Below are 25,067 nucleotides of genomic sequence, written 5' to 3'. Positions count from 1 at the left end.
CTTCGGGCACGCAAAAAGGCACGAATCCGGCCGAAAAATCTTGGCTCTTTTCTTGTGCCTTTCCATGGTTTATAATGGAAGGACAGAGAGAGGAGGATGTGGCATGAACCAAAGGCGAATCTTGCTGATCGGCGCCCTTTTGCTGGCCATTCTTGCCATTGCGGCCTATAGCCTGCAAGGCAATTTTGCGAAAAACACGGGCGGCCCGCGGGTGCTGGTTGCCTATTTTTCCCGTGCGGGGGAAAATTACGGCGTGGGCTATGTCGAAAAGGGCAATACGGCCATACTGGCCGAGATGATTGCCGAGGAAACCGGGGGCGATCTTTTTGAGATCAAGACAAAGAATCCCTACCCCGAGTCCTTGAAGCCAACGCTTGACCTGGCGCGCAAGGAGCAGAAGGAAGGTGCGCGCCCCGCGCTTGACGGGCAGGTGAGGAACCTTGCCGACTATGATGTGATTTTCCTCGGCTATCCCATCTGGTACAGCGATATGCCGATGGCCGTCTATTCATTCCTGGAGCAGAACAAACTTGAAGGAAAGACGATCGTACCTTTCAGCACCTCGATGTCGGGCGACTTGTCGGGCAATGAGAAGAACATACCGCTCCATGCGAAAGGAACGAATGTCCTGAACGGCTTTTCCTTCAAGGGCAAGCTCGTGCATGATTCCCCCGACGCCGTGCGCCCTGCCGTGCAGGAGTGGCTGCGCAATGTCGGCTGGGATGTGGTGAGCAAGGGAGAGAAATAACGCTTTAGATTTTTTCGGGAAATGACGATATAGGATTAGCGGGGAAAGTTCATCAGGGAAGATGAAGACTTTCCCAGGGGACAGACTGCAAGGAGGAACAAACATGGATGTAACAACGATGAGCAAGATGGCGTATACGCTGAACCAGAACGCAGCGAAACTGCCGAGTGCGGCAGCGGGCGTTTCGGGTGCACAGCCGGCGAAAGACGCCGGTGCGACGGCGCAGAAGCCGGACGCGAAGGATGCAGGCGCCGCCTATGACGTAAAGATTTCCGATGCTGCACAGAAGAAAGCAGCCGACGCGAAAGCTGCCGCGGATGCGGACGATGCAAAGGGCGGCAAGACGAAAGGCCTGACGGCGGACGAGGTCAAGGCGTTGCAGGCGGATATCGACAACAGCTACAACATCCTCATCAAGACGATGACGGAGCAGAACGCGATGCTCCAGGCCTGGCAGAAGGACGGCGTCGGGTTCCTGAACTTCGATGGCCGCAAGGTCTTGACGGCGCAGTTCGCCCTGCCCGATGTCGCGACGACGCCGGAAGAGGCCGCAAAGGCCATTGCTGACGGCGGTCAATGGTCGGTCAATGCCGTTGCCGACCGCATCATGAATATGGCGACCTCGATTGCGGGCGACGACCCGAAGAAGCTCGAAGCCATGCGCTCTGCCGTACAGGAAGGCTTCAAGCAGGCGGGGCTGGACTTCACGAAGATGACGGGCAAGAAGGATATGCCCGAGATCACGGGCAAGACCTATGACGAAATCATGGGACGCTTCGACAAGCTGGTGAAGAAGGACGATGCGCCAAAAGACGCCGCTGCACAGCCGGCACAGGACGCACAGCAGAAAGCAGCCGGCGCACAGCTCTGAGCCGGAGGATCGAAATCTTAAAAGGACGCCGCGCAGAAGATGGTGCGGCGTCCTTTTCGCTTTCAGCATCAAAAGGGAGCCTGCGTCGTCTTGCAAGCCAACCTTAAAAAGTGATAAAATAAAAGGGTGTGCATGGGCATGCTCTTTTCTTGTGCAAAGCGCAAAGATTCACCAAAGAAAGCAAGGGGGACAGGGAAATGAAACTCAAGCCGAAGATGCTCCTGAGCATCGGCGTGCCTCTGATCGTCGTGTTCGCCGTCATGGGCATCATCATCTATATGCTGGCGAGCGACGGCCTTAGGGAAGCGCGGAAGATTGCGATGGCCGAGCGTGCCGCAAACAATGCGGCGGTCATCGACGGAAATATGCTCGGAAAAAGCGAAGCTGTGGAAGCGGTTGCCATGAACTGGGCGAAAAGTATGCCGGAAGGCGAGGCGCTGCAGGAGACCGTTTCGGAGTTGGGCGGGAGGCCGGGCATCCAGATGTTCTACATCGGCAGGCCCGACGGCTCTTATACGACGAGCCAGCCGTTGCCTGCAGGCTACGATCCGCGCACGCGCGATTGGTATAAGAGCGCGGCGGCCTCCGACAAGGTGGAGATCTCACACGTTTACCACACGGCGTTGGATCATACATACGTCGTGACGCTGAGCCGTGCCGTGCGCAGGAACGGGGAGCTTCTCGGCGTCATCGGCATGAATGTCTCGGTCGATCAGCTCACGTCATTCCTCAAGGACGTCAAGGTCGGCGAAACGGGATCGCTCTTCGTCCTGGGACCGGACAGCGAGTACATCTACCACAAGAAGTTTACGCTCGACGACCCGAGGCTCAGCGATCTCGACGGCGGCAAGTATAAGGATCTCGCCGTGCGCTTCACGGCGGAAGAGCCGCAGACCTTCGAGCAGGAGTTCCAAGGCGTCGATAAGTTCTACCACTCCGCGCCGATCGGCACGACGGGCTGGCACATCGTCATCGAGATGCCGCAGGCGGAGGCGTTCGCGGCGGCGACGCGGATGTCGTATGCGATTCTCGCCATCAGCCTTGCCGCGCTCGCGCTTCTGGGCGGCATCACCTACTACTTCCTCACAGGTATGATCTCGCCCATCGAGATCTTATCTGAAACGATGAGCTTCATCGCCAAGGGCGATCTCACGCGCAAGCTGCCGGCGAGCGACCGTGTCGACGAGATCGGCATCCTGCAGAACAGCTCGAGCGAGATGATCGGGACGCTCCGCAAGATGGTTCAGGACACGTCGAGCGCCGCAGAGCGGGTGTCCGTCTCTTCCGATGAGCTGACGGCGAGCTCGAACCAGACGGCGCAGTCGTCGCAGGCGGCGGCGGAAGCTGTCGTCGACATCGCCGAGCGCGCGGCGCAGCAGAACGACATCGTGGAGATGGCGAACGAAGTCGCGCACAATATGGGCAAACAGACCGATGTGATCGCCGACGTCGTCGACAAATCGGCGAAAGTCGCCGAAACGACGGCGCAGGCGACGCGCGAAGGCCGCGAAGTGCTGGAAAAGGCAGTCGTGGGCGTCGACAGTCTCGCAGCGAACTCCCGCAAGGTCGGCGAGGCCGTGCAGAGCCTCTACGACGGCTCGAAGAACATCGCGGAGATCAACGAGCTCATCACGAGCATCGCAGGCCAGACGAAGCTCCTCGCCCTGAATGCCGCGATCGAGGCGGCACGTGCGGGCGAGCAGGGCAAAGGCTTCGCCGTCGTCGCCGACGAGGTAAGGAAGCTTGCCGAGCAGAGCGAGCAGGCGGCGCAGGAAATCAACGAAGTCATCGGGAAGAACGCCGCACAGATCGAGAACGCCTTCGCGCTGACGAAGACGCAGGACGAAGAAGTCAAGGAGAGCGTGGAAGAAGTCCGTGCCGCCGACGAGAAGTTTGCGAGCATCGCCGAATCCATCCGCGCCTTGATCGAGCAGGTCGGCAAGGTCGCGACGATCACGGGCCAGCTCGAAAAGGACTGCAAGAGCACCGTCGACACGGTGCAGCAAGTCAGCGAGCTGTCGAGTGCGGTGCAGCAGAAGGCGACGGACGTATCCGCCGTTTCCGAAGAGCAGGCGGCGTCCGCCGAGGAAATCGCCGCTTCGAGCCATACGCTTGCTGAACTTGCGCAGCAGCTCAAGCAGGGGGTGGCGAAGTTCAAGCTCTGAGCGAAGGGCAGGAAAAACGAAAGCCGATGCGCGGAACGAAAGTTTCCGCACATCGGCTTTTTGCTGTTTTTCAAGACGGCGCCGGCGTGAAGAGGCTGCGGTCCGGGAGCGCAAGGAGCGGGTTTCGCTTTCTCAGCCGGTAATGACCGCATGCACGTCATGCAGCGGCTTCTGCGCACGCTGTGTCATGCCGCATCTTCGCCCTTTCGCTCACATAATGGGGATACACATTTGGATTTCTTCGATCTGCCCTGCCGGATTCACGATGAAGCTCATGAGTCTTGCGGGAGAAATCGTATAAACATATTCCGAGTTTTTATACAATTTGCCCTCGCCGTACATCTTTCTGACCTTTTCGTAGGGATCTCCGACGCGAAAGCCGGACGGCGTCCTGAACCATGGATTCCTGCAATAGATGGATCGGACCTCGAGCTTGCCTGTGGGCGTCATATCGTTTCTGCCGGAGATTGTGCCGAATGTGATGCCGCCGTACTTGTAGTTCACGAGGCGAAATTCATAGTGCTTATCCTCCAGTTCGAATTCGTTGCCCAAGGCAGCTTCGACCTCGTCGAACGACATGCCGATTCGAAACTCGCGCGTGATCGTCCGATCCTCCTGTTCGAGATCGTGAAGCAGCACCAGCTCGGATTCGGGCAGCGTATGCGCGTTCGCCGCGCCGCTGCCAAAGACGAAGCCTGCAAGCAGCAGGACGCCGCAGAAAAAGATGCGAAACAGTTTTCTCATTTTCCATGCCTCCTTTTTCACATAAGACTTCAAGTAAAATGTTTGCTGCTGGTTTTGTCACTCTATATTATACTGGAGAAACGCCTATTCCCGGCCTGTCAGAAATGACAGGTCGGGAATAAAAAATTTGCTGTCTGGGCTTTTTGGCAAAAAGTGCTTCGATAGGCAGCTCTCGAGGAAGGCCTGCAGGCTCTACCTGTCTTGAACCATGCCCCAAGAATTGTTATACTTGATACCAAGAGGGATTATCGTGATGGGGAGAGGGGCCGCAGAATGGAGAATATCGCTATCATCGACATGGGGTCGAACAGTATTCGTTTTATCGTCATGCAGATCAACGACAACCATTCCTATTTTCTGCAATACCAGCAAAAGGAGGCGATACGCCTCGGCAAGGGGATGTCGGAGACGGGGCGGCTGAATCCTGAGGGGGTGAAGCGCGCCCTTGAGTGCCTGCATGTCTACAAGCATATGATGGAGGTCATGCAGGTCACGCACTGCATCGCAGTGGCGACGGCAGCCGCGCGCAGCGCGTCGGACGGGCCGGCCTTTATCGAGCGCATCCGGGAGGAAACGGGCATCGAGATCGAGATCATCTCGGGCGAGTGCGAGGCGTATTTCGGCTATCTCGGCGTCGTCAATACCATTGCGGCGAAGGACTATATCCAGTTCGATTTGGGCGGGGCTTCCATCGAGGTGTCGCTTGTGAAGAATCGTGAGATCAAGGAATCTGTTTCCGTTCCCTTAGGCGCGGTGACGATGACGGACAAGTTCGGCCTGCAGGATGTCGTCACGCAGGGGGCGCTCGACAAATGCGTGAAATATGTCGAGAAGAGGTTCCGGGAAATGATTCCCTGGGCGAAGGCCCAGAATCTTCCTGTCATCGGGATCGGCGGGACGGTGCGAAATCTCGCGAAAATGGATCAGTACAAGACGAACTACCAGCTCGCGCGCATACACAATTACATCATCCGGCGTGAACGCTTCGAGCCTTGCTATCAGGCCATCATCAAGTCGAGCATCGGCAGCCGCAGGAAGTTCGGCGGCCTTTCGACGGAGCGCGCCGATATCATCATCGCGGGCGCGGCGATTGCGCGCTGCCTCATGGAGTTCAGCGGCGGCAAAGATCTCATCGTCTCGGGCTGCGGTCTCAGGGACGGGGTCTTCTATGAATACTACGGCAAGAAGTATGGCGGCGGCTCGCCTGTCGTCAAGGATGTGCTGCAGGCGAGCGTCACGAACTACCTCGGGCGCGTGGAGCGCCGCATGGAGCACTTGCAGCGCGTGCACGACCTTTCCCTGAGCCTTTTCGACCAGCTCGGCAAACTGCACGGCGCGTCCGCACGCGCCCGCGACTTGCTCGGCGTCGCCGCCTGGCTGCACGATGCGGGCAAAATCATCAATTATTACGAACATGCGCGCAATGCAGCGTTCATCATCAGCCATGCGCCGCTTTACGGCATGACGCAGAAGGAGCAGCTCACCGCGTCCTTTATCGCGGGTTTCCACCATGGCATCAGCAACAAGATCATGCGCTCCTACCGCTATGCTATGATGCTGACGCAGCCCGAGTGGAAAGAGGTCCGCAAGCTGGCGACGCTCCTGGCTCTCGCCGAGGCCGCCGACGTCACTTATGAGGGACGGGTGACAGGCATGGAAGCGACCGCGACCGCTGAGGGCGTAGCCTTGACCGTCATCGCCGAGCCCGGCGATCACCGTGCCATCGACTTCGAGATGCAGAGCTTCTGCAAGCAGTTCCGGAAGGAATTCGGCAAGCCGTTGGTCATCGTCTGGCGGCGCTGAAAGGAGAGGAAGGGATTCTTGGGAAGTTGAAAAATAAATAAAGATTGCCGCACACGGCAGAAGTTGCTGTGTGTGGCTTTTTGCAATTTGAAATCGCGCGATTTTTTGTCAAGGATACTAAAAATCGTGCGAAATTATTGCTTTTTAGAGATCTTTTGCTTAAAATAGAAAAAGGAGGTGTTGGGAAATGATTGTCACGGCTACAGAATTCAAGACGAATTTTGGCAAATATCTTGCTCTTGTCGGCAAGGAGGACTTGTTCATTACGCGCAACGGCAAAACCGTGGCCAAGATTGTCAATCCCCATGTGAGCGCGGTCGATTCGCTGCGCGGTTTGCTGAAAGGTGCGCATGGGGCTGTTGATGCCAAGATGATTCGGGAAGAAAGGCTGTCGAAGTATGAGGATTCTTTTTGACACGAATATTTTTCTCGATGTTTTCCTGGAACGGGAACCTTTTGCTGAGGATGCTGCCCGCTTGTTTTCTCTTTGCGAGGAGGGGGCTGTAGAGGGAATGATTGCTGTGACCTCCATGGCCGATGTCTTTTATTTTGTCAGAAAATATACGAAGGATGCCGGGAAAAGCTATGATGCCATAGGCAAGCTTCTCGATATTGTCAAACCTGCTGCGGTCAGCGGAGAGGATGTTTTGGCGGCCTATCAGGAGCGGGCGCGGGATTTTGAGGACTGTATCTTGGCGATGTGCGCGAAATCAATGAAATGTGATTATATCATTACAAGAAACGTCAGAGATTTTGAGGGGTGCAAAGTTCCTGCTTTGACACCGACAGATTTCCTAAATCGTTGAATATGGGACGGCCTTTTTGAAAAACTTTTTGGAAACCCTGCGCCGCCTATGGTATAATGATAATTGTATTAAAAGGAATTCCATACCAAGGGCAGAACGTGAGGGAGTGCATGAGAGGCAAGGGAAAGAAGCCGGACAGGCGTGTGTATACGCTCAAGCTGATTCCGCATCAGGGGGAAACGGTGCGCAGCCTGAACATTTCCATTCGCGCGCTGAAGGCGGCGGCAGGCGCAGCGGCAGCCGTGCTGCTCGTCCTGCTCGGAGCGCTTGGCTATTCGGCTTACAGCTATTTCGGACTCAGCGCGGACGGGGCGAAGCTCAAGAACTTGGAGCAGACGAACGGCAGCCAGCAGGAGCAGCTCAAGGCTCTGGCGAAAGAGGCGAGCGAACTGCAGGGCGAGATGGAAAAGCTTACGGAGCTGGAAAAAGAGCTGAACCGCCTCGTGGATGAGGATGGTGCAAGCGGACATCATACGGGACAGGGCGGGCCTTTTGTGGCGCCGGACGTCTCGCAGGTGAAACGGGCGCTCGATACGGTTTCGCGCAGCCTGCCGGAGCGGCGTGAGAATCTGGCAAGGCTCCAGGAGCGTCTTGTCGCCCAAAAGGAAAAGCAGAAGGAACAGGCAGCGGAGGCGGAGAAACTCGCGAGGACGAGCGTGCCGGGCAATATACCGGCGGGCTGGCCGACGACGGGTGAGATTTCCTCGCCGTTCGGTCTGCGGTGGAATGGCTCGGATTTCCACCCGGGCATTGATATTGCGGACGATACGGGAACGCCCATCATGGCGACAGCCGACGGCGTGGTGACGGACGCCGGCTGGAATTCGGGCGGCTACGGAAACAAGGTCGATATTGATCACGGAAACGGGATCATGACGCGCTATGGCCATGCCTCGGAAGTGATCGTGCATGCGGGACAGCATGTAAAGCGCGGCCAGGTCATCGCTTATATGGGCAGCACGGGCTTTTCCACGGGCCCGCATCTGCATTATGAAGTCCGCGTAAACGGGGAGCCGGTGAATCCGGCGAGTTATCTGTAGGGAATCGAGGGAGTCTATGTTTGGTGTGATGAAGCGGCGGGAAAGTGAAGCGGCTATTGGTGATATTGAAACGATTATCGGCAGGAACACGAAGTTCAAGGGCGAGATCAGCGGCACGGGGAATCTGCGCGTCGACGGCGAGGTCGAAGGCGAGCTGAACCTCTCGGGCGCGGTCATCATCGGCGAGGCGGGCATGGTCACGGGGGATGTCACGGCGCGTTCGCTGAATGTTTCCGGCACGGTGCACGGCAATGCACGGACGGAGGAAGGGCTGACGATCCACAATACGGGCCAGTTGATCGGCGATGTCAAGGTCAATGCGTTTCTGATCGAGGACGGCGGCATTTTCAAGGGCAGGAGCGAGATGAATCCGCGCTCGGATGTGGTTCTGAAGGATCGGCCGAAAGCGCCGGAGCCGGTTTCTCTGAACGATCTGGAAAGAAACACGGAGATGAAGGCGGCAAAGCCTGCTGCGAAAACGACGGCGGCAAAGCAGGGGAAGCATTGAATCGTAAATAAGTGAAAAGGAACCGTCTGCTTCGGTTTAGGCAGGCGGTTCCTTTTTTGTATACGGTTTTGGATCGGGCTGTCGGAGGACGGTGGTATGATCGTCGGGCTTCCTAGAAGCTCGGGCAGAGGCCGTCCCAGACGATGCGCTGGTAGTTTTCGCGGTCGGTGTCGCCTTCGGTCGAGAAGCAGAGGACGCGCGACTTCGCGTCGAGGGCGAGCATCTGGCGCATTTCGGCGAGCGCTTCGTTCTGCAGGCTTTCCGCGAGGAAGCCGAGCGTCGCGGCGCCGCTTTCCCCGGAAATGATGCGCGGATCTTCGCCGAGGGGGCTGCTGAGGATCCGCATCCCTTTGGCGGCGACCCAGTCCGGCACGGAGGCGAAGACGTCGGCATGATCCTTGAGGATGTCCCAGCCGATGCTGCACGGTTCGCCGCAGCAGAGGCCGGCCATGATGGAAGCCATGTCGCCCGTCACGAAGTGCAGCTGCCCGTCGTCTGCCGCAGCCGTGCGGTAGATGCAGTCGGCTTTGTTCGGCTCCACGATGACGACGGTCGGGCGCTCCTTGCCGTAAAGCGAGGCGAAGAAGCCTGCGACTGCACCCGCCATGGCGCCGACGCCCGCCTGCAGGAAGATGTGGGTCGGCTTTTCCGGCAGCTGCTCTGCCGCTTCCGCCGCCATCGTCGTGTAGCCCTGCATGATCCAGCGGGGGATTTTCTGATAGCCTTCCCAAGCCGTGTCCTGCGTCAGGGTCCAACCGTTCTTCTGCGCTTGCTCATTGGCGAAGCGCACGGTATCGTCGTAATTGAAATCGGTGATGGCGGCCTTCGCGCCGAGTTTTTGGATGTTTTCCAGCCGTTCCGGCGCGCTCCCCTTCGGCATGTAGACGACGGCGTGGATGCCGAGTTCCTTCGCTGTCCAGGCGATGCCGCGTCCATGGTTGCCGTCCGTCGCCGTGACGACGGTGAGCTTGGCCAATGTTTTGCGCGCCGCGCTGTCCGTGAGCCGTGCATAGGAAAGTTCCTCGACGGGAAGCGCTAGCTGCTCCGCCGCCAGATTGCCGAGGCAGTAGCTCGCCCCGAGCCCCTTGAAGGCATTGAGCCCGAAGCGTTTGCTCTCGTCTTTGACGAAAACGTCTGAGATGCCGAGCGCCTGCGCCAGATTCTTCAGGCTCTCCAGCGGCGTTTCCTTATAGGTTGGAAAGCTGCGGTGAAAGGCGCGTGCCTTTTTTGCCTCTTCGACGCCGAAGGCGCTGACATCGGACAGCGCCTTTCCATGCCTGCGGCGCACGGCTTTGATCGTTTCGTTCATGTTGACAGACCTTTCTCTTCTCCGCCTTGGCGCCCCTTGCCCGGGCCGTCGTTGGCGACGGTGACGGCGGCTTCGGCGAAGGTTTTCATGTCGTTGAGCATGTGAAGCGCCGCATCGACGAGGCGCATGCCGAGGCAGGCGACGATGCCGGCGCCGCCTGCGATTTCGAGTGCGAGCCAGGCGGGCTGGACGTGGAGGATGTAGGGGCGCAGCTCGGGATGGAGGCGCTCGATGCAGTGCGCGATGAGCTCTGTCGCCGGATCGTCGAGGATGATGAAGCTGCGGCAACGGGCGGCGGCACAGACGGCGCCGCAGAGAGCGGCGGTTTCGGCCCGCAGCGAGGCGGGGAGGCGGCTCAGAAAGTCTGCGGCTTCATCGGCAGGACTGCCGTTCGCGTGGGCGAGCGCTTCCCGCAGGAGGCGCGATTTCGTGCCGCAGGCGTCGTTCGGCGCTTCTGCTAGGGCGAGGCCGAGAAGGGGCGTGTTTTCCGCCAGCTTTTTTGCCCTTTCATAGCCGAAGGCGTAGGCTTCGTCTATGGAGAGCGCCGGATCGAGCGGCGCGATGGTCACGGGCGCTTGGGCATGGGCGGCGAAGGTGTCCTGCAGGCGGCGCTGCAGCGGCGCGATTTCGTCCGTGCAGAACACGAGCAGGGCGCGCTTCGCTCCCTTGGGCGGCCGCGCCAGACCTGTAACGCCTGCGAGGCGCACGGCCAGCTCCTCGAGACGGCCGAGGCTGCAGATGGGCTTTGCAAGGCTGTCGATGCGCTTTTGGCAGGCTTCCATGGCGGCCGTTTCCAGAGGGGGAAGCGCACGGACGGCGTTATCATAGGGGGCGCTTTCGGATCCGGTGCGATGCTGCGGCAGCGGCATGGTGTCAGAGGCATGTTCCGCTGGCGCTGCATACTGCCGCTGCCGGGCGTGCGCGTGCCGTTCGGTGTTCGCCTCTCTGCCGCCTGCGAGCACGCTGCGGCAGGCGTCGATGGCCGCGTCGAGGAAGTCGGCGACGAGGGAGGAGCCCGTCGCTTCGCCGAGGCGAAAGCGCATGTCCATGCAAGGGGTGAGGCCAAGCTTCTTCAGAATGGCTGCGTGCGCCGGCTCCGCCGCGAGGTGCGAGGGCAGCAGATAGCCGGTCGCTTCCGGTGCGAGCACCTGCGCGATGAGAGCCGCCGCGCCTGTATTGAAGCCGTCGAGAATGACGATGGCATGGCGGCGTGCCGCGCCGAGGATGATTCCGGCGATGCAGCCGAGCTCGAAGCCGCCGACTTTTTGCAGCACATCGAGGCCGTCGGTCGGATCGGGGCGGTTGACCTCGAGAATCCGGCGCACGACTTCGATCTTGATCTTGAGCCGCTCGTCCGAGATGTTCGTGCCGCGCCCCGTCGCCGCCTCCGGCGTAAGGCCGCAGAGCGCGGCGGCGATGGCGGCGCTCGACGTCGTGTTGGCGATGCCCATCTCGCCGGGCAGGAAGCAGCGGCAGCCTTTGGCGAAGCATTCTTCGGCAAGCCCGATGCCCGTTTCGAGGGCGCGGACGGCCTCTTCGCGGGTCATGGCGGCGCCCTTCGCCGCATTTTTTGTGCCGGGCGCGATCCTGCAGTCGAGCAGCCCGGGCAGAGGCGGCAGGGGAACCCGGATGCCGAGGTCGGCGACGAGGAGCCGGGAGCCTGCGAAGTTTGCCATGGCGTTGGCTACGGCGCCTTTGGAAAGCAGGTAATTTGCCGTCATCTGCGCCGTGGTTTCCGGCGGGTAGGCGCTGAGGTTCATCGCGGCGACGCCGTGGTCGGCGCAGGAGATGATGGTGCATTTGGGGGGCTTTGCAAGGGCGGCGGGTGTGCTTCGCGTCGCCGCTGCATAGCGGCCGAGCATGTCTGTGAGCGCACCGAGCCGGGAGGTGTCGCCGAGCCGGGCGGCGAGGGCTTGGCGGAGGCTTTCGCCGGCCTCCCGATCGGGCGGCTCGACGGCGGCAAGCGTATCCTTGAGGAGCCTGCCTGCGGCGGGGGGGGCAGTGCTTCCGGCGGCATGGGCGGAGGCGGGAGTTTCGCGGCGGCTCATGCCTGCGCCTCCTGCAGAACCTGCTTGAGGGAAAGGCCGATGCGGCCGCGCTCCTCGTCCACTTTGATGACCATGACCGTCAGGATGTCGCCGACGGATACGACGTCGAGCGGATGCTTGACGCGCCTCTTGCTGAGTTCCGAGATATGGATGAGCCCCGCCGTCTTGATGCCGATGTCGACGAAGACGCCGAAATCCGTGATGTTTCGCACGGTGCCGCGCATGATGGCGCCGGGCTTGATGTCCGAGAGCTTCACGATGGCCTGTCGCGTCAGGGGCGCGGGCAAGTCTTCGCGCGGGTCGCGTCCGGGCTTTTTGAGCGCGTCCATGATGTCGCGCACGGTCGGCAGTCCGGCGGCGAGATCCTTGGCGAGTTTTGCCGCGTCGGCGAGGGAAAGCTTTGCGCCGAGGACTTCGAGGCTCTTCTTGTCCGTGAGATCGGCGAGCGAGAAGCCCAGGCGTTCCAGCAGTTTTTCCGCAAGCGCGTAGGATTCGGGGTGGACGGGCGTGTTGTCGAGCGGGCTCTTGCCGTCTGCGATGCGCAAAAAGCCTGCGCATTGGGTGAAGGCGGCGGGTCCGAGGCGGGGTACCTTGAGGAGTTCCCGGCGGCTTTGGAAAGCGCCGTTCTCGTTGCGCCAGCCGACGATGTTTTTTGCTGTCGCGGCGTTGATGCCGGCGATATGGCCGAGCAGGGCGGCGGAAGCCGTGTTGAGGTTCACGCCGACATGGTTCACGGCGGATTCGACGGTGGCGTCGAGCGTCGCGGCCAGCTCCTTTTGGTTCACATCGTGCTGGTATTGCCCGACGCCGATGGCCTGCGGCTCGATCTTCACGAGCTCGGCCAGCGGATCCTGCACGCGCCGCGCTATGGAAACGGCGCCGCGTATGGTCACATCGTATTCGGGCAGCTCCTCTTTCGCAAGCTTGGAAGCGGAGTAGACGGAAGCGCCCGCCTCGTTCGTGATCAGGTAGTGCACGGGCAGCTTGTTCTCGCGGATGAGGCCGGCAGCGAATTCTTCCGTTTCGTAGGAAGCTGTGCCGTTGCCGATGGAGATGAGCGTCACACCGTGCTTCTTGATCAGTGCGAGCGCTTTTCTGGCCGCTTCCGCGCGGCGCTCCTCGCTCATCGTGAGGTAGAGGACGCCGTGGTCCAGAACCTGCCCCGTGGGACTGACGACGGCCATCTTGCAGCCCGTGCGGTATCCGGGGTCAAGCCCCATGACGGTATGGCCGGCAAGCGGCGCTTCGAGCAGGAGCTGGCGGAGATTTGCGCCGAAAACGGAGATGGCCTGCTTCTCGGCGTTTTCCGTCAGCAGGGCGCGCAGTTCGCGCTCGAGTGCGGGAAAGAGCAGGCGCTTGTAACCGTCCTCGACGGCGGCGCGGAGGGATTCGCGGAAGATGGAAGCGCCCTTGTCGAGATCGGCAAAGATCTGTCCGATGTTTTTCTCGTGGTCGCATGAGAGCGTGACCTTGAGGCAGCCCTTCTTCTCGCCGCGGTTGATGGCCAGGATGCGATGTGAGGGCAGGGTTCGGAGCGGCTCGCGGTATTCCTTGTACATGAGGAAAGTCTGCGCTCCCTCTGCCTCCTCGTCCAGCTCGGTCGAAAGCTCCGCGCGCTGCCAAAGCTCCTTGCGCAGCTTCTGGCGCAGGGCGGCTCCCTCCATGACGGTCTCGGCTGCGATGTCCATCGCGCCGGCGAGGGCTTCGTCTGCCGTTTCCACACCCTTTTCTGCATCGATGAAGCGGCCGGCGTACTCGAGCACCGTGCCTTCCTTTTCCGTCTGCGCGAGCAGGGCGAGAGCCAGCGGTTCCAGCCCTTTTTCGCGCGCGACGCCTGCGCGCGTGCGGCGTTTCTGCTTGAAGGGCAGATAGATGTCCTCAAGCTCCTGCATCTTTGTGGCCTTTTCCATGGCCGCCTTGAGCTCGGGCGTGAGTTTCCCCTGCTCCTCGATGCTCTTCTCGATTTCCTGCTGGCGCTTCACGAGATTCCTGAGGCGGGACAGCTCCGCCTCCACGCCGCGCACCTGCTCCTCATCGAGTTCGCCCGTCGCCTCCTTGCGGTAGCGTGAGATAAAGGGCACGGTATTGCCCTCGTCGAGAAGCGTCATGGCCGCTTCCGCCTGCTTCGTCCGGATGCCTAAGGCGTGCGCGATCGCCGCGCCGATATTTTCTGCAATCATGCTGATCCCTCGCTTGTGCTTTAAACTTCTTATGATTATAGCACAGACGGGAAGGGGCGGCGAGGTCTTTGCTCCGCGCCGCTTCTCATCCACGAGGTTGCTTCAGCGAGCAAGAAGCCGGAAGAAATGGCAGCCGAACTGCAAGGCTCCGTAGAGCGCTTCAAACTGCGCAGCTGATGGCATATTTTGCAGCAGAAGAGGACGGTCCAAAGACGGACCGTCCTCTTTTTTGTGAGCGTTGAAAATGCGGTGTGCTGCATTTCTCACCCAATAAACGCGAAGGATACGCGCCTGCGAGGTGGTGCTCCGGCAAGCGTAAATACTAACTTCCATCCATAGGCTTGCCGTTTTCCGCGATTTCGGGTATCTTATAGATAAAAGTTACGACGTTTGCGACGCAAGTAGAAGGTGAGGATTATGATAAGCATAATACAGCGAGATTTTTACTTGAAGCGGCTCATTCGCTCCATGTGGAACGGCGAAGTAAAGGTGATCACAGGCATCCGTCGATGCGGAAAGTCTGTATTGCTCTTTGAATTGTTCCGCAGCTATCTCTTGGCACAAAATATATCCAAAGATCAAATTCTTCAAATCGCACTCGACCAAAGACGACATTACCGATATAGAAATCCGATTGTGCTCGCCGATTATGTAGAATCCCAAGTCAATACGAATCCCCAAAAAGAATTCTATCTCTTGGTCGACGAAGTCCAATTCACACAAACCGTAATAGATACGGAAAACGGCAATTTAGAAGTCACGATTTATGATATGCTGAATGAATTGAAATCCTACAGCAATCTTGACGTCTACGTTACGGGAAGCAACTCGAAGGGGTTGTCCGCCGATATCGCCACAGAATTCAGGGGTCGCGCCACACAAATTCATGTATACCCGCTCTCTTTTGCAGAGTATTTCTCCTATATCGGCGGCAGCGAGCGAGATGCTCTGAATGCTTACATCCTTTATGGCGGAATGCCGAGAATCCCCTTTCTCAAAGATGAACAGGACAAAAAAGAATACCTCATCTCGCTCTACCGCGAGTTATATGTGAAGGATATCATAGAACGAAATGACATCGAACGCGAAGATCTTTTGAACAATATTTTGGATTTCCTCGCTTCACAAATCAGCTCTTTGACAAACCCTACGAATATCGCCAATACCCTTTCAAGCATGAAAAGGGAGAAGATTCATCCTCCTTTGGTATCAAAGTATCTGCGTCATATCCTTGATTCCTTTCTGATTCATATGGCGCGACGTTATGATGTGAAAGGAAAAACGTACTTCAAATATCCAAACAAATATTACTATGTGGATATCGGGCTGCGAAATGCCAGATTGAACTATCGGCAATACGACCCGGGGCACATGATGGAAAATATCATTTACAACGAACTGATACGGCGCGGATATTCTGTAGATGTTGGCGTTGTCACAGACCGGACAAGTGGGAAAAACCTGCAAAAAGAGATCGATTTTGTCGTGAATCTCGCAGATAAAAAAAGTTATATCCAATCGGCTTTTCACATGGATACGGATGCAAAGGTTTCCTCTGAACGCTCTTCCCTTCTCTTGACGAAAGATTTTTTCGATAAAGTCATCATTCGAATGGATATTTCACATAACTTCTACGATGATGACGGGATCTTTCATTGTAACCTGATTGATTTTTTGCTTGAGCGCGTCAAGATTGTTCCATAATCGTCTTCAAAAAGTTTATTCACATTTCGACCAGCCGCAGTAGGTGCAGGTCACGCAGTTTCCTTCGGGGCGCAGGGTGTGGCGCTTGCATTCGGGGCATTGTTTGTTGATGGCTTTGTCGTCGCTCTTGTCTTTGTATTTGTCGGCCTCGTCCTTCCTGCATTCGTTGTAGATTTCGGCCAGCGCCGTGCCGATGGCGCTGCCGCATGAGAGCGAGATGTCCCTGCGGCCGCTGCGGATCATGGCCTGGCAGGCGGAGCAGCGGCTGACGGTCAGCTGCTTGATGATGTCCTTGACGCGCACGCCCGAGCGCAGCGCGAGAGAGGTCAGGCGCGTGATGGTCGCGATATTCGACTGGCAGCCGCCGGAAGCGTTCGTGAAGAGCTCGAATACGTCGCCGTCGGCCGTCTTGTTGACCGTGATGTACATCTTGTCGACGCACGACGTATGGCGGACGAGCGTCACGCCTTCAAGGCGTTCGATATTGTCGCGGCGGCGCGGGCGTACGGTGTCGTAATGGATCTCCTGCCCCTCGTCCGAGGCTTCCTTGACGCCGAGGATGTTGCCGCGCTTGCAGCCGTCACGGAAGACCGTGATGCCCTTGCAGCGGGCTTTCCATGCCGCGAGGTAGATGTTCTTGATGTCGGCGGGCGTCGCCTCGTGCCGGAGGTTGACGGTCGAGGAAATGGAGTTGTCGACGTACTTCTGCATGGCGGCCTGCAGTTCGACGCGGTGCAGGTAGGGAACGGCGTGGCTCTCGATGACCCAGGGGAAGCGCTTCTTGATCTCCTCGTTCGTGAGGTCGTGCGGCAGCTTGTGATAGTCGAGCAGGTCGCTGACGGAGTGCGCGTAGACGCGGAAGGAGGCGCTTTTTTCCTCCATCTTGTGCGTCGTGCGCTCGTAGCTGATCTGATAGAGCGGCTCACAGCCGCCGGAGAAAACGCCCATCAGGAGCGAGATCGTGCCCGTCGGCGCGATGGAAAGCAGCGTGCCGTTTCGGAGGCCGTGTTCTTTGATGTTCTGATAGACGGACGGCGCTTCTTCGGCGAGGCGTCGGATGAGCGGCGATTGTTTCGTCTTTTCCCAGTCGTAGCGGCCGAAGGTGCCCTTTTCCTTGGCGAGCTCGGCAGAAGCGCGGGCAGCTTCCGTGAACATGATGCGCAGCACCTCTTGGATGAAGCTGCAGCTTTCACGGCTGCCGTAGGCGAGCTTCATGGCGACGAAGGCGTCGGCGACGCCGAAGAGGCCGAGGCCGATGCTGCGCCAGTCGCGGATGCACTGGCGGTTCTCTTCGAGCGGCTGCGTGTCGAAGCCGTAGTCGAGCACCTCGTCGAGGGCGCATACGGCCGTGTGCACAGCTTCGCGGAATTCCGTTTCGGCGAGATGCGGCGCGTCGCCGAACTTATCCTCGATGAAGGCGTAGAGGTTGATGCTCATGAGGTTGCACGAGTTGTAGGCGTTGCCGCCGAATTCGCCGCAGGGGTTCGTGACCTCGATCTTGTAGTCCTCGTAGCCCGAGAGAAGCGTGTAGTCGTTGAGCCTGTCCTTGAAGAGTGCGCCGGGGTCGCCCCAGTCCCACTGTGTCTGACAGTATTCATCGAAAAACTCGGCGGCGCGGATCGTCTTGCGGATTTTCTCGCCCGTCGCTTCGACGTCGAAGCTCAGTTCGTATTCGGCATCGTCGGCGACGGCCTGCATGAAGGCGTCGCTGAAGAGAAGCGAGAGGTTCATCGAGGCGAGTTTCTCATTGTTCTGCTTTATGTGGAGAAATTCGTAGATGTCGGGGTGCTCCGAGTCGAGCGCGACGAGCATCGCGCCGCGCCTGCCGTTCTGGCTGATGACCTCGCCCGTCGTGTTGAAGATCTTGAGGAAGGAAACGGCGCCCGTCGAGCTGCGCGCGACATTGTTCACGCGGCTGTCCTTGGGGCGCAGGCCGCTGATGTTCACGCCGATGCCGCCGCCGTAGGAGAAGATCTTGGCGATCTGCTGGTTGACGGTGAAGATCGACTCGATGTCGTCCGTCGGCGACGGCATGATGTAGCAGTTCGACAGGCTGCTCTTGAACTTGCCCTTGGCGCCCGCCGCATAGAGCGTGCGTCCCGCGGGACAGACGGCGCCCGCTTCGAGATAGCCCGTCATCTTCCCGCGTATTTCCGGCGAGAAGATGCCCGCTACGCGCTCGATGAATTCGTGCGGCTCGCTTTCGCCCGCATGATAATATTTTGCCTGCAGGATGTTCCTGCCGATTTCCGTGTCATACCATTTTTCCAAAGTCGTGCCTCCTAAATGCAGGGATGTATATTTTTATCAAAACACTAGCGCATATTATAAAATAAAAAGTATCGGCTAGGCAAACAAGGAAATCGTCGATTTTCGGCAAAATAACCATATATAGTCGTTGCACTTCTGTTTTTAAGCCATATCTTGATGTTTTTCGTTTTTAGCGGAACTCATCGAGCGGAAGGAAAGGAAGCCGCAGCATCCTTTGCAGCCTGGCAGGCGGCGATGTCCCAAGGCTCCTTTTCGGACAGATGAAAAAGCCCGCCCGTTCCCCTGCGGCCGCCCCCCTTCGAGTGAAGCGGGAATGGCCGATATTCAAGGGAATGGGCGGGCTTCGGATTGTGAAATCCCGCGTTCATGCCGTGCATCGCATCAGAGCGGAGGCGTGCTTTTCAAAAGGCAGCTCCGATCAGCAAAAGTGCGGCGAACAGCGTCTGCAGCGGATCAATCTTCTTCCTGCGGGTAAACCATGAAGCTCAAGCTGCTGAAGATCTTGTCGCGCGTCGCCTTGCCGTCGGACTGCGGATAGTTCTCTGCGAGCTCGAGACCGATGACGTTGATGCTGCCGTTGGCGACGAGAACGTTAGCCTTGCCGTCTTTGTCCGTCTTCATCATCACCGTGTGGTGGTTGACGACATCGGGAATGATTTCGGCATACGGCAGCGGCTTGCCGTTGTGGAGCACCTGTATGGGCAGATAATCGCCGACGTTGAGCTTGGTGGGATCCTTCAGAGGAACGATCTGGTACGGCAGATCCGGCAGGGGAGCCACTTTGGTGACGCCCTTCAGATAATTGACGCTGTACTTGATGGCATGCGTGCCTATGGTCGAGCCGGGCACCTGATTCATCGGCTTGTTGACGTATTTGCCGTCCGGCCCTTTCGACCAATAGCCGTAGTCAAAATAGACGACAGCAGCGGAAACATTTTCCGACGGATTGATCGTGATGTGATTGCCGCCGTCGATGATGTCGAGAGGAACCCTCTTATAGTTTTTGTCGAAGCCGATGACCATCGTGACATCCTTCGGGTCATAGGCATTGTCCTTGTAGCCTTCGCCGAGGACGAGCTGGGTCTGGTCCAGACGCGGCGCGAACCAGACGCCATGGGCGGCGGCGGGGACGGCAGTGGTGAGCATGGCGGCGCCGATAAGCGCGGAAAGGATTTTTGTTTTTTTCAAAATGAACACCTCTTCATCATGATAGAAGTCAACGGATCATGCCGTTGATGTTTCAGAGAATAAATCATAAATATCATATATGATTCCATTCTCCAAAACAATACATGCACATATTAACACCGTTATGGCTGCGTTGTCAATGCAGGAAATCTGTGAAATGGGAGAGAATTTCTGAACTTTAGGATGAGGAGGTGTTCTTGTGCTCGTTTTGAAATCTCTCGCGTATTTTCTTCTTGCCGGGCTTTTTGAGATCGGCGGCGGCTATCTGATCTGGCAGTGGCTGAGGAACGGCGCCGGGCTTTGGTATGCTTTTCTCGGTGCGGTCATCCTGATCCTGTACGGCATTGTGCCGACGCTGCAGCCGGAGGGAAGCTTCGGGCGCGTCTATGCCGCTTACGGCGGCGTGTTCATCGTGCTTTCGCTTCTCTGGGGCTGGCGCATCGACGGCATTATGCCCGACCGCTTCGATATCATCGGCAGCGCCATCGCGCTCGTCGGCGTCGCCGTCATCATGTATGCGCCGCGCTGAGATCGCCGGGGTGCAGTTCGCGGGCTACGCCTTCGGCCGCTTGCGCTTGCCCGTCATTTCCTCGACGGTGAGCGCGTAGACGAGGGTGCGCGGTACGGCGGCCGGGTTGAAATAGGCGTGTTTTCCCGGATGGTAGTGGTCCATGAGGATTTCCAGCGCCGCTTCCTTTTCCTCGTCGGCGAGGATCTGGATACGCCCTCTGCCGATCACGCTTTCATAGGACATCGTGCAGTAGCCCTGCTCGGGAAAGTACTGCAGGCGATGCTCGCAGTCCATTTCGAAGGAGGCGCGGCTGTCCTTTTCCATGATGGCGATTTTGGCTCCTTCGAGCGCACTGTGAAAGTAGAGGCGAAGCTTGCCGTCCTTCCTGCCGACGCCGAAATTCACGGGCAGGATATAGGGGTAGTCGCCGTTGTTGAAAGCCAGCCGGCAGACATCGCATTTCTGCATGATTTCCAGCAGCTCTTTTTCTTCCGTTATTTCGCGGTCTTTTTGTCGCATGGTTCATTTCCTCCCTTTGGCGGTATGTGACGCTCTTCATCATAGGACATGCCTGCGCCGTTGTCAATGCAGGTCCCGGCGCGTTCTGCGGCGGGATGGGAAACGATGGAAAGCGGCGGCCGTTCGTGGTATGATAATGGAAGGAAAGAAGGAGCCTCGGGGGGAGATGTATGGAAAAGGATACCGTTGTCCTGCAGAATCGGCTGCGCCGTCTGCATGGGTATTTTGAGAGCAGCGGGGATGCGGCGAGTGCCCATAAGGTGCGCCAGCTCGCGCAGAAGCTCGTCAAGGGCGAGTTCGGCATGGCTTTTTGCGGCCATTTTTCGGCGGGCAAGTCCCGCATGATCAACCGTCTTTTGGGGGCGATGCTCCTGCCGTCAAGCCCGATTCCGACGAGTGCGAACCTCGTGCTGCTGCGGCGGGGCGAGGAGTACGCCGAGGCGCGGTTTCGCGAGGGAAAGCCGCGCCGTTATTTGGCGCCCTACGACTATGATCTCGTGAAATCGTTCTGCCGCGACGGCACGGCGATCGAGAGCATCGAGATTTCCACCCGGACGGCGGCCCTGCCCGAGGGCGTCGTCCTGATGGACACGCCGGGCATTGATTCGACGGATGCGGCGCACCGCCTCGCGACGGAGGAGGCCATACATCTGGCGGATCTCATTTTCTATGTCATGGATTACAATCATGTCCAGTCGGAGGAGAGCTTTCTTTTCGCGAAATCGCTGACGGAAGCGAAGAAGCGCGTCGTGCTCGTCGTGAACCAGATCGACAAGCACCGCGAGGAAGAGCTTTCCTTCGAGGCTTTTGCGCGCGGCGTAGAGGACGCTTTTGCGGCATGGGGCGTGCAGCCGGAAAAGATATTCTTCACCTCGATGAAGGAAGATGCGCACGCGCATAACGATTTCAAGGCGCTGCAGGCCTATCTGCAGGACGCGATTGCCGGCCGCGCGGCGGCTCTCGCGGAATCCATTGCGCGCTCGCTCGAGAAGATTTGCGCCGACGCCGTGCAGCAGGCGGCGAAAGCAGAGGAGAAGGAGCTGGCTCCTGCTCTCGCCGTGCTGGAGAGGCTTTCGGCGGCGGAGCGCGAGGCGCTTTGGGCGGGCAGCCGCGCACTGGAAAAGGAAGCGGCGCTTCTTCGAAGCGACGGCCGCCCCGCTTTTCAGGAAGGGTTCGAGAAAATCCTGGCCAACGCCTATATGATGCCTTACGAGGTGCGCGAGCTGGCCCGGCTTTACTTGGAAGCGTCCGCGCCGACGTTCAAGGTGGGCTTCTTCGGGCGCGGCAGGAAGACGGCGGCCGAAAAGGAATCCAGGCGCAGCCGTCTTTGGCAGGCGCTGGAAGAGAAGGTGCGGCTGCAGGTCGATTGGCATGTGGCGACGTACCTCAAGGATTTTGCGCGTGACAACCATATCGCTCCGGAAGCCGTTGCTGCCGCTGCCGAGGGCTTCACGGCGCTCCCTGCGCAGGATGTGCTCGAAGCCTGCCAGAAGGAGGGGGCGGATACGGCCTATGACGGCAGCTATGTGCTGAACTATACCGCGTCGTTGGAAAAGGCGGTCAAGGAGTGCGCGCGTTTGCGGCTGGCGCCTGTCGCTGACGGGCTTTTTGCGCAGATTGCGGAGCGCAGCGGCGAGAGGCTTGCCTCCATCGGGCAGGAGCTCCAAGGGATGAAGGAGGAAGTGGCGGCTCTTTCCGCCGATCATGCGGCGAGAAAACGCATCAAGGCAAAGGAAAAGGAGCTGGCGGCGCTTCTCGCAGCGCAGGAGGAAAAGGACTGCAGCGGGGATGAGCTGTTCCGGCTCGTCGTGCCTGCGGTGGAGATCGTCGCCGGCGATGGAACGCCGGCAGCGGCGGAGCGCACAGCGGAAGAGGCCGCCCCGGCCGCTGCGCCCCGTGCAGCAAGCGCGGCGGCAGGCGTCGAGACCGGCGATGCTGCCGGGGCGCAGGGAGCCGATGCCGCCGGCACAGCCGACGCTGCTGCCGACGCCGCACGCGCGGAGCTGGCGGGCTGGGTGCCGCGGCTGCGGCGGGCAGGCGAACTCGTCGCGCCTGTGCCGGGACTGCAGCGCCTCGCCGATGAGCTGGCTGCACGCGCGGTGCGCCTGGAGAACCGGGGCTATCTCGTGACGCTCTTCGGCGCGTTCAGCGCGGGCAAGTCGTCCTTTGCCAACGCGCTCCTGGGCGAAAATCTCCTGCCGGTGTCACCAAATCCGACGACCGCCGTCATACAGAAAATCCTCCCCGTCACAAAAGAGCGGCCGCATGGAACCGTGCGCGTGCACATCAAGGACGAGGCCATGCTGCTGGCCGATTTGAACCGCGCCCTGAAGCCCTTCGGACACGAGGCGGCGAATCTCGCCGAAGCGCCCGGGCTCGTCGCCGAAGCGCTGGCGCTGGAAAGCGAGCTGCGCCAGCAGCAGGCGTTTTTGCGCGCCTACGACAAGGGACGCGCGGCGTTCGAGGGACGGGCGGGCACGACGCTCTCCTGCGGCTTGGCGGAATTCGCTGATTATGCCGTCACGGAAGAGAAGGCCTGCTTCATCGAGGAAATCGAGATCTATTCGGACTGCGCCTTGACGCGCAAAGGCATCACGCTCGTCGATACGCCGGGCGCGGACTCGATCAACGCGCGCCATACCGACTTGTCCTTCCGCTTCATCCGGCAGTCCGACGCGATTCTTTTCGTCACCTATTACAACCACGCCTTCTCCCATGCGGACAGCGAATTTCTCGTACAGCTCGGGCGCGTCAAGGACGCCTTCGAAATGGACAAGATGTTCTTCATCGTCAACGCCATCGACCTTGCCGAGAGCGAGGAGGACGCCGAGGCCGTGCTCGCCTATGTGCGCCGGAACCTGCAGGGATTTGGCATAACGAAGCCGCGTCTCCACGCGGTGTCGAGCCTTGCGGTTCTCCGGGAAAAACTCGGCGGCAGCTATCGCGGCACGGAGTTCGAGACGGCCTTCTACCGCTTCGTCTTTCATGACCTCGCAGGTCTTGCCCTGCGTGCGGCACAGGGCGATTACGAGCGCACGAAAACGATGCTCGACACGCTCATCGAAGAAAGCGAGGAAAGTGCGGAGCAAAAAGCGCTGCGGCGCGAAAAACTCGAAGAAAACGCAGGGAAGGCCAGGGAACTGCTGGAAAGCCAGTCGCCCGTCCCCATCGAAAAGCGTGTGGCGCAGGAGCAGGCGGAGCTTCTTTACTATGTGGAAGAGCGCATCTTCCTGCGCTACGAAGATATGTTTCGCCGGAGCTTCAACGCTGCGACCATCGGCAGGGAACACGGCAAGGCGAGCCTCAAAAAAGCCATGGAGGAGCTTCTCGCTGCCATTGGCTTCGACATCGCGCAGGAAATGCGCGCGACCTCCGTGCGCCTCGAGCGCTTCCTGGCCAAATGCGGTAAGGAGCTGCAGCAATCCCTCGGCGCACGGCTCGCCGAGGACGAGCGCGGTTTTTCCCTCACGGCGGAAAGCGTGGATTTTGAAATGGAGCTGTCCTTCCAGACAGCCTTCCGTGATATCGAAGCGCGTGAATTTCAGAAAGCGCTCGCCCTTTTCAAGAATCCCGCACATTTCTTCGAAAAGGGCGGCAGCAAGGAAATGGCCGAGGCTCTCAAAGAAAAACTGCGCCCCATGGTCGCCGCTCATATCGAAAAAGAAGGCGCACGCCTCAAAGAGCGCAGCGAAGAGGGCAGCCGCGAAGTCTTCCGCCGCGCCGTGGAGCATGTGCGCCGGCAGGCGGAAGGCTACTACGAAGGCCACCGCGCCGCCCTCGCCGGCGGCCTCCCGACAGCAAAACTGCGCGAGATTCGCGCGGGATTGTAGGAAACCTTTGCCGAAGGCCGTCGCTTGACGACAGCGCTGGACTGTTTCAATGAATGACGTACAAAAAGAACCGCCGGTACATCTCGTCCTTTGGCGGTTCTTTTCGTGTGCTTATTTATGCCCTTTGCTGCGGAAGCGGTAGCCGACGCCCCAGACGGTTTCGATGTAGATGGGCTCGGCAGGGCGGGGCTCGATTTTTTCGCGGATGCGGTTGATGTGGACCATGACGGTGGCGGTGTCGCCGAGGGCGTCGAGGCCCCAGATGCGCTCGAAGAGCTTGTCTTTGCTGAAGGTGATGCCGGGATTTTGCACGAAGAAGAGCAGGAGGTCGAATTCGCGGCGTGTGAGGCTGACTTCTTTGCCGCCGCTGAATACGCGGCGCGCTTCGGGCTGGACTTCGAGCTCGCCTGTGAGGATGGAGTCATGGTCTTCGGCGGCAGAGGTTCGCCTTGTCAGGCGTTCGTAGCGGGCGATATGCGCCTTGACGCGGGCGACGAGCTCGTTGGGGCTGAAGGGCTTGATGATGTAGTCGTCCGCACCGAGGCCGAGGCCGCGGATCTTGTCGATTTCTTCCTGTCGTGCCGAAACCATGAGGATCGGCGTGTCCTTTTCCCGTCGGACGGCACGGCAGACGGCGAAACCGTCGAGACCGGGCAGCATGAGGTCGAGCAGGATGAGGTCGAAGTCCTCAGCGAGAGCCTTCTCCGCGCCCTTAGTGCCGTCGGCGATGATTTCGGCGGAAAAGCCGTTCGCTTCGAGGTAGTCGCGCTCAAGCTCGGAAATGGCCGTATCGTCTTCGATGATCAAGATGCGTTTCATGGC

20 protein-coding genes are annotated in these 25,067 nt (G+C 59.1%); 11 read left to right on the top strand and 9 right to left on the bottom strand.

The window, feature by feature from the left end; genetic code table 11:
* Nucleotides 1–103 precede the first annotated feature (103 nt).
* The 3 genes from ACRTGH_RS04495 to ACRTGH_RS04485 all read left to right on the top strand — a co-directional run bounded on the left by ACRTGH_RS04495 (nucleotide 104) and on the right by ACRTGH_RS04485 (nucleotide 3,784).
* On the top strand, nucleotides 104–748 hold the full coding sequence (locus tag ACRTGH_RS04495) for a flavodoxin (RefSeq protein ID WP_368847950.1): 645 nt from the start codon (nucleotides 104–106) through the stop codon (nucleotides 746–748).
* A gap of 103 nt (nucleotides 749–851) precedes the next feature.
* Nucleotides 852–1,619: a hypothetical protein gene (locus tag ACRTGH_RS04490; RefSeq protein WP_368847951.1), complete on the top strand. Its 768-nt coding sequence runs from the start codon at nucleotides 852–854 to the stop codon at nucleotides 1,617–1,619.
* A gap of 197 nt (nucleotides 1,620–1,816) precedes the next feature.
* Nucleotides 1,817–3,784: a methyl-accepting chemotaxis protein gene (locus ACRTGH_RS04485; RefSeq protein WP_368847952.1), complete on the top strand. Its 1,968-nt coding sequence runs from the start codon at nucleotides 1,817–1,819 to the stop codon at nucleotides 3,782–3,784.
* 210 nt (nucleotides 3,785–3,994) lie between these two features.
* On the opposite strand, the gene ACRTGH_RS04480 is transcribed toward ACRTGH_RS04485, so the two are convergent.
* Entirely contained in the window at nucleotides 3,995–4,528 is a 534-nt protein-coding gene (locus ACRTGH_RS04480; RefSeq protein ID WP_368847953.1) for a hypothetical protein, read from the bottom strand.
* 273 nt (nucleotides 4,529–4,801) lie between these two features.
* On the opposite strand from ACRTGH_RS04480, the gene ACRTGH_RS04475 reads away from it, so the two are divergent.
* The 5 genes from ACRTGH_RS04475 to ACRTGH_RS04455 all read left to right on the top strand — a co-directional run bounded on the left by ACRTGH_RS04475 (nucleotide 4,802) and on the right by ACRTGH_RS04455 (nucleotide 8,685).
* Nucleotides 4,802–6,331, top strand: coding sequence for a Ppx/GppA phosphatase family protein (locus ACRTGH_RS04475; RefSeq protein ID WP_368847954.1), 1,530 nt, complete (start codon nucleotides 4,802–4,804; stop codon nucleotides 6,329–6,331).
* Between the two features lie 187 nt (nucleotides 6,332–6,518).
* Complete coding sequence (locus ACRTGH_RS04470; protein WP_368847955.1) at nucleotides 6,519–6,746, top strand: type II toxin-antitoxin system Phd/YefM family antitoxin; 228 nt, start codon at nucleotides 6,519–6,521, stop codon at nucleotides 6,744–6,746.
* Nucleotides 6,730–7,137: a PIN domain-containing protein gene (locus tag ACRTGH_RS04465; protein WP_368847956.1), complete on the top strand. Its 408-nt coding sequence runs from the start codon at nucleotides 6,730–6,732 to the stop codon at nucleotides 7,135–7,137. Before ACRTGH_RS04470 ends, ACRTGH_RS04465 begins: the two co-directional genes overlap by 17 nt.
* 110 nt (nucleotides 7,138–7,247) lie before the next feature.
* Nucleotides 7,248–8,177 carry a M23 family metallopeptidase gene (locus ACRTGH_RS04460; RefSeq protein WP_368847957.1) on the top strand — a complete coding sequence of 310 codons (930 nt, stop codon included), beginning with the start codon at nucleotides 7,248–7,250 and terminating at the stop codon, nucleotides 8,175–8,177.
* Between the two features lie 16 nt (nucleotides 8,178–8,193).
* Complete coding sequence (locus ACRTGH_RS04455; protein WP_368847958.1) at nucleotides 8,194–8,685, top strand: bactofilin family protein; 492 nt, start codon at nucleotides 8,194–8,196, stop codon at nucleotides 8,683–8,685.
* A gap of 112 nt (nucleotides 8,686–8,797) precedes the next feature.
* Here ACRTGH_RS04455 and dpaL read toward each other — a convergent pair whose 3' ends face one another.
* The 4 genes from dpaL to ACRTGH_RS04435 form a co-directional block, all read right to left on the bottom strand.
* On the bottom strand, nucleotides 8,798–9,994 hold the full coding sequence (gene dpaL / locus ACRTGH_RS04450) for a diaminopropionate ammonia-lyase (protein WP_368847959.1): 1,197 nt from the start codon (nucleotides 9,992–9,994) through the stop codon (nucleotides 8,798–8,800).
* Complete coding sequence (locus ACRTGH_RS04445; protein WP_368847960.1) at nucleotides 9,991–12,042, bottom strand: nicotinate-nucleotide--dimethylbenzimidazole phosphoribosyltransferase; 2,052 nt, start codon at nucleotides 12,040–12,042, stop codon at nucleotides 9,991–9,993. Before ACRTGH_RS04445 ends, dpaL begins: the two co-directional genes overlap by 4 nt.
* Nucleotides 12,039–14,222: a Tex family protein gene (locus ACRTGH_RS04440; protein ID WP_368847961.1), complete on the bottom strand. Its 2,184-nt coding sequence runs from the start codon at nucleotides 14,220–14,222 to the stop codon at nucleotides 12,039–12,041. The genes ACRTGH_RS04445 and ACRTGH_RS04440 overlap by 4 nt, the downstream gene beginning before the upstream one ends.
* Before the next feature lie 102 nt (nucleotides 14,223–14,324).
* A complete protein-coding gene (locus ACRTGH_RS04435) occupies nucleotides 14,325–14,555 on the bottom strand; it encodes a hypothetical protein (protein WP_368847962.1) in 231 nt (76 codons plus the stop codon).
* Between the two features lie 135 nt (nucleotides 14,556–14,690).
* Here ACRTGH_RS04435 and ACRTGH_RS04430 point away from each other — a divergent pair, with 135 nt between their 5' ends.
* The gene (locus tag ACRTGH_RS04430; RefSeq protein WP_368847963.1) at nucleotides 14,691–15,926 is read left to right on the top strand and encodes an ATP-binding protein; all 1,236 of its coding nucleotides are present in this window, start codon (nucleotides 14,691–14,693) and stop codon (nucleotides 15,924–15,926) included.
* Nucleotides 15,927–15,941: 15 nt separating this feature from the next.
* Here the strand turns inward: ACRTGH_RS04430 and ACRTGH_RS04425 are convergent, their stop codons facing one another.
* Both ACRTGH_RS04425 and ACRTGH_RS04420 read right to left on the bottom strand, forming a co-directional pair.
* Nucleotides 15,942–18,197 carry an adenosylcobalamin-dependent ribonucleoside-diphosphate reductase gene (locus ACRTGH_RS04425; RefSeq protein WP_368847964.1) on the bottom strand — a complete coding sequence of 752 codons (2,256 nt, stop codon included), beginning with the start codon at nucleotides 18,195–18,197 and terminating at the stop codon, nucleotides 15,942–15,944.
* 453 nt (nucleotides 18,198–18,650) lie between these two features.
* A complete protein-coding gene (locus tag ACRTGH_RS04420; RefSeq protein ID WP_368847965.1) occupies nucleotides 18,651–19,394 on the bottom strand; it encodes a DUF4198 domain-containing protein in 744 nt (247 codons plus the stop codon).
* A 190-nt stretch (nucleotides 19,395–19,584) separates the two neighbouring features.
* On the opposite strand from ACRTGH_RS04420, the gene ACRTGH_RS04415 reads away from it, so the two are divergent.
* Nucleotides 19,585–19,914, top strand: coding sequence for a YnfA family protein (locus ACRTGH_RS04415; protein ID WP_368847966.1), 330 nt, complete (start codon nucleotides 19,585–19,587; stop codon nucleotides 19,912–19,914).
* A gap of 24 nt (nucleotides 19,915–19,938) precedes the next feature.
* Here the strand turns inward: ACRTGH_RS04415 and ACRTGH_RS04410 are convergent, their stop codons facing one another.
* Entirely contained in the window at nucleotides 19,939–20,415 is a 477-nt protein-coding gene (locus ACRTGH_RS04410) for a pyridoxamine 5'-phosphate oxidase family protein (RefSeq protein ID WP_368847967.1), read from the bottom strand.
* A gap of 170 nt (nucleotides 20,416–20,585) precedes the next feature.
* On the opposite strand from ACRTGH_RS04410, the gene ACRTGH_RS04405 reads away from it, so the two are divergent.
* Nucleotides 20,586–24,245, top strand: coding sequence for a dynamin family protein (locus tag ACRTGH_RS04405; RefSeq protein WP_368847968.1), 3,660 nt, complete (start codon nucleotides 20,586–20,588; stop codon nucleotides 24,243–24,245).
* A 111-nt stretch (nucleotides 24,246–24,356) separates the two neighbouring features.
* Here the strand turns inward: ACRTGH_RS04405 and ACRTGH_RS04400 are convergent, their stop codons facing one another.
* Complete coding sequence (locus ACRTGH_RS04400) at nucleotides 24,357–25,064, bottom strand: response regulator transcription factor (protein WP_368847969.1); 708 nt, start codon at nucleotides 25,062–25,064, stop codon at nucleotides 24,357–24,359.
* Nucleotides 25,065–25,067: the final 3 nt, after the last annotated feature.

The organism is Selenomonas oralis (assembly GCF_051603425.1).
GTDB classification, from domain to species: Bacteria; Bacillota; Negativicutes; order Selenomonadales; family Selenomonadaceae; genus Selenomonas; species Selenomonas sputigena_A.
The sequence above is the reverse complement of the archived record's forward strand: the minus strand, read 5'-3'. Positions and strand labels throughout refer to the sequence as shown.

Coding starts and splice junctions, on each gene's coding strand:
- ACRTGH_RS04495 (WP_368847950.1), top strand. CDS start 104: ATGAACCAAAGGCGAATCTTGCTGATCGGCGCCCTTTTGCTGGCCATT.
- ACRTGH_RS04490 (WP_368847951.1), top strand. CDS start 852: ATGGATGTAACAACGATGAGCAAGATGGCGTATACGCTGAACCAGAAC.
- ACRTGH_RS04485 (WP_368847952.1), top strand. CDS start 1,817: ATGAAACTCAAGCCGAAGATGCTCCTGAGCATCGGCGTGCCTCTGATC.
- ACRTGH_RS04480 (WP_368847953.1), bottom strand. CDS start 4,528: ATGAGAAAACTGTTTCGCATCTTTTTCTGCGGCGTCCTGCTGCTTGCA.
- ACRTGH_RS04475 (WP_368847954.1), top strand. CDS start 4,802: ATGGAGAATATCGCTATCATCGACATGGGGTCGAACAGTATTCGTTTT.
- ACRTGH_RS04470 (WP_368847955.1), top strand. CDS start 6,519: ATGATTGTCACGGCTACAGAATTCAAGACGAATTTTGGCAAATATCTT.
- ACRTGH_RS04465 (WP_368847956.1), top strand. CDS start 6,730: ATGAGGATTCTTTTTGACACGAATATTTTTCTCGATGTTTTCCTGGAA.
- ACRTGH_RS04460 (WP_368847957.1), top strand. CDS start 7,248: ATGAGAGGCAAGGGAAAGAAGCCGGACAGGCGTGTGTATACGCTCAAG.
- ACRTGH_RS04455 (WP_368847958.1), top strand. CDS start 8,194: ATGTTTGGTGTGATGAAGCGGCGGGAAAGTGAAGCGGCTATTGGTGAT.
- dpaL (WP_368847959.1), bottom strand. CDS start 9,994: ATGAACGAAACGATCAAAGCCGTGCGCCGCAGGCATGGAAAGGCGCTG.
- ACRTGH_RS04445 (WP_368847960.1), bottom strand. CDS start 12,042: ATGAGCCGCCGCGAAACTCCCGCCTCCGCCCATGCCGCCGGAAGCACT.
- ACRTGH_RS04440 (WP_368847961.1), bottom strand. CDS start 14,222: ATGATTGCAGAAAATATCGGCGCGGCGATCGCGCACGCCTTAGGCATC.
- ACRTGH_RS04435 (WP_368847962.1), bottom strand. CDS start 14,555: ATGGAAGTTAGTATTTACGCTTGCCGGAGCACCACCTCGCAGGCGCGT.
- ACRTGH_RS04430 (WP_368847963.1), top strand. CDS start 14,691: ATGTGGAACGGCGAAGTAAAGGTGATCACAGGCATCCGTCGATGCGGA.
- ACRTGH_RS04410 (WP_368847967.1), bottom strand. CDS start 20,415: ATGCGACAAAAAGACCGCGAAATAACGGAAGAAAAAGAGCTGCTGGAA.
- ACRTGH_RS04405 (WP_368847968.1), top strand. CDS start 20,586: ATGGAAAAGGATACCGTTGTCCTGCAGAATCGGCTGCGCCGTCTGCAT.
- ACRTGH_RS04400 (WP_368847969.1), bottom strand. CDS start 25,064: ATGAAACGCATCTTGATCATCGAAGACGATACGGCCATTTCCGAGCTT.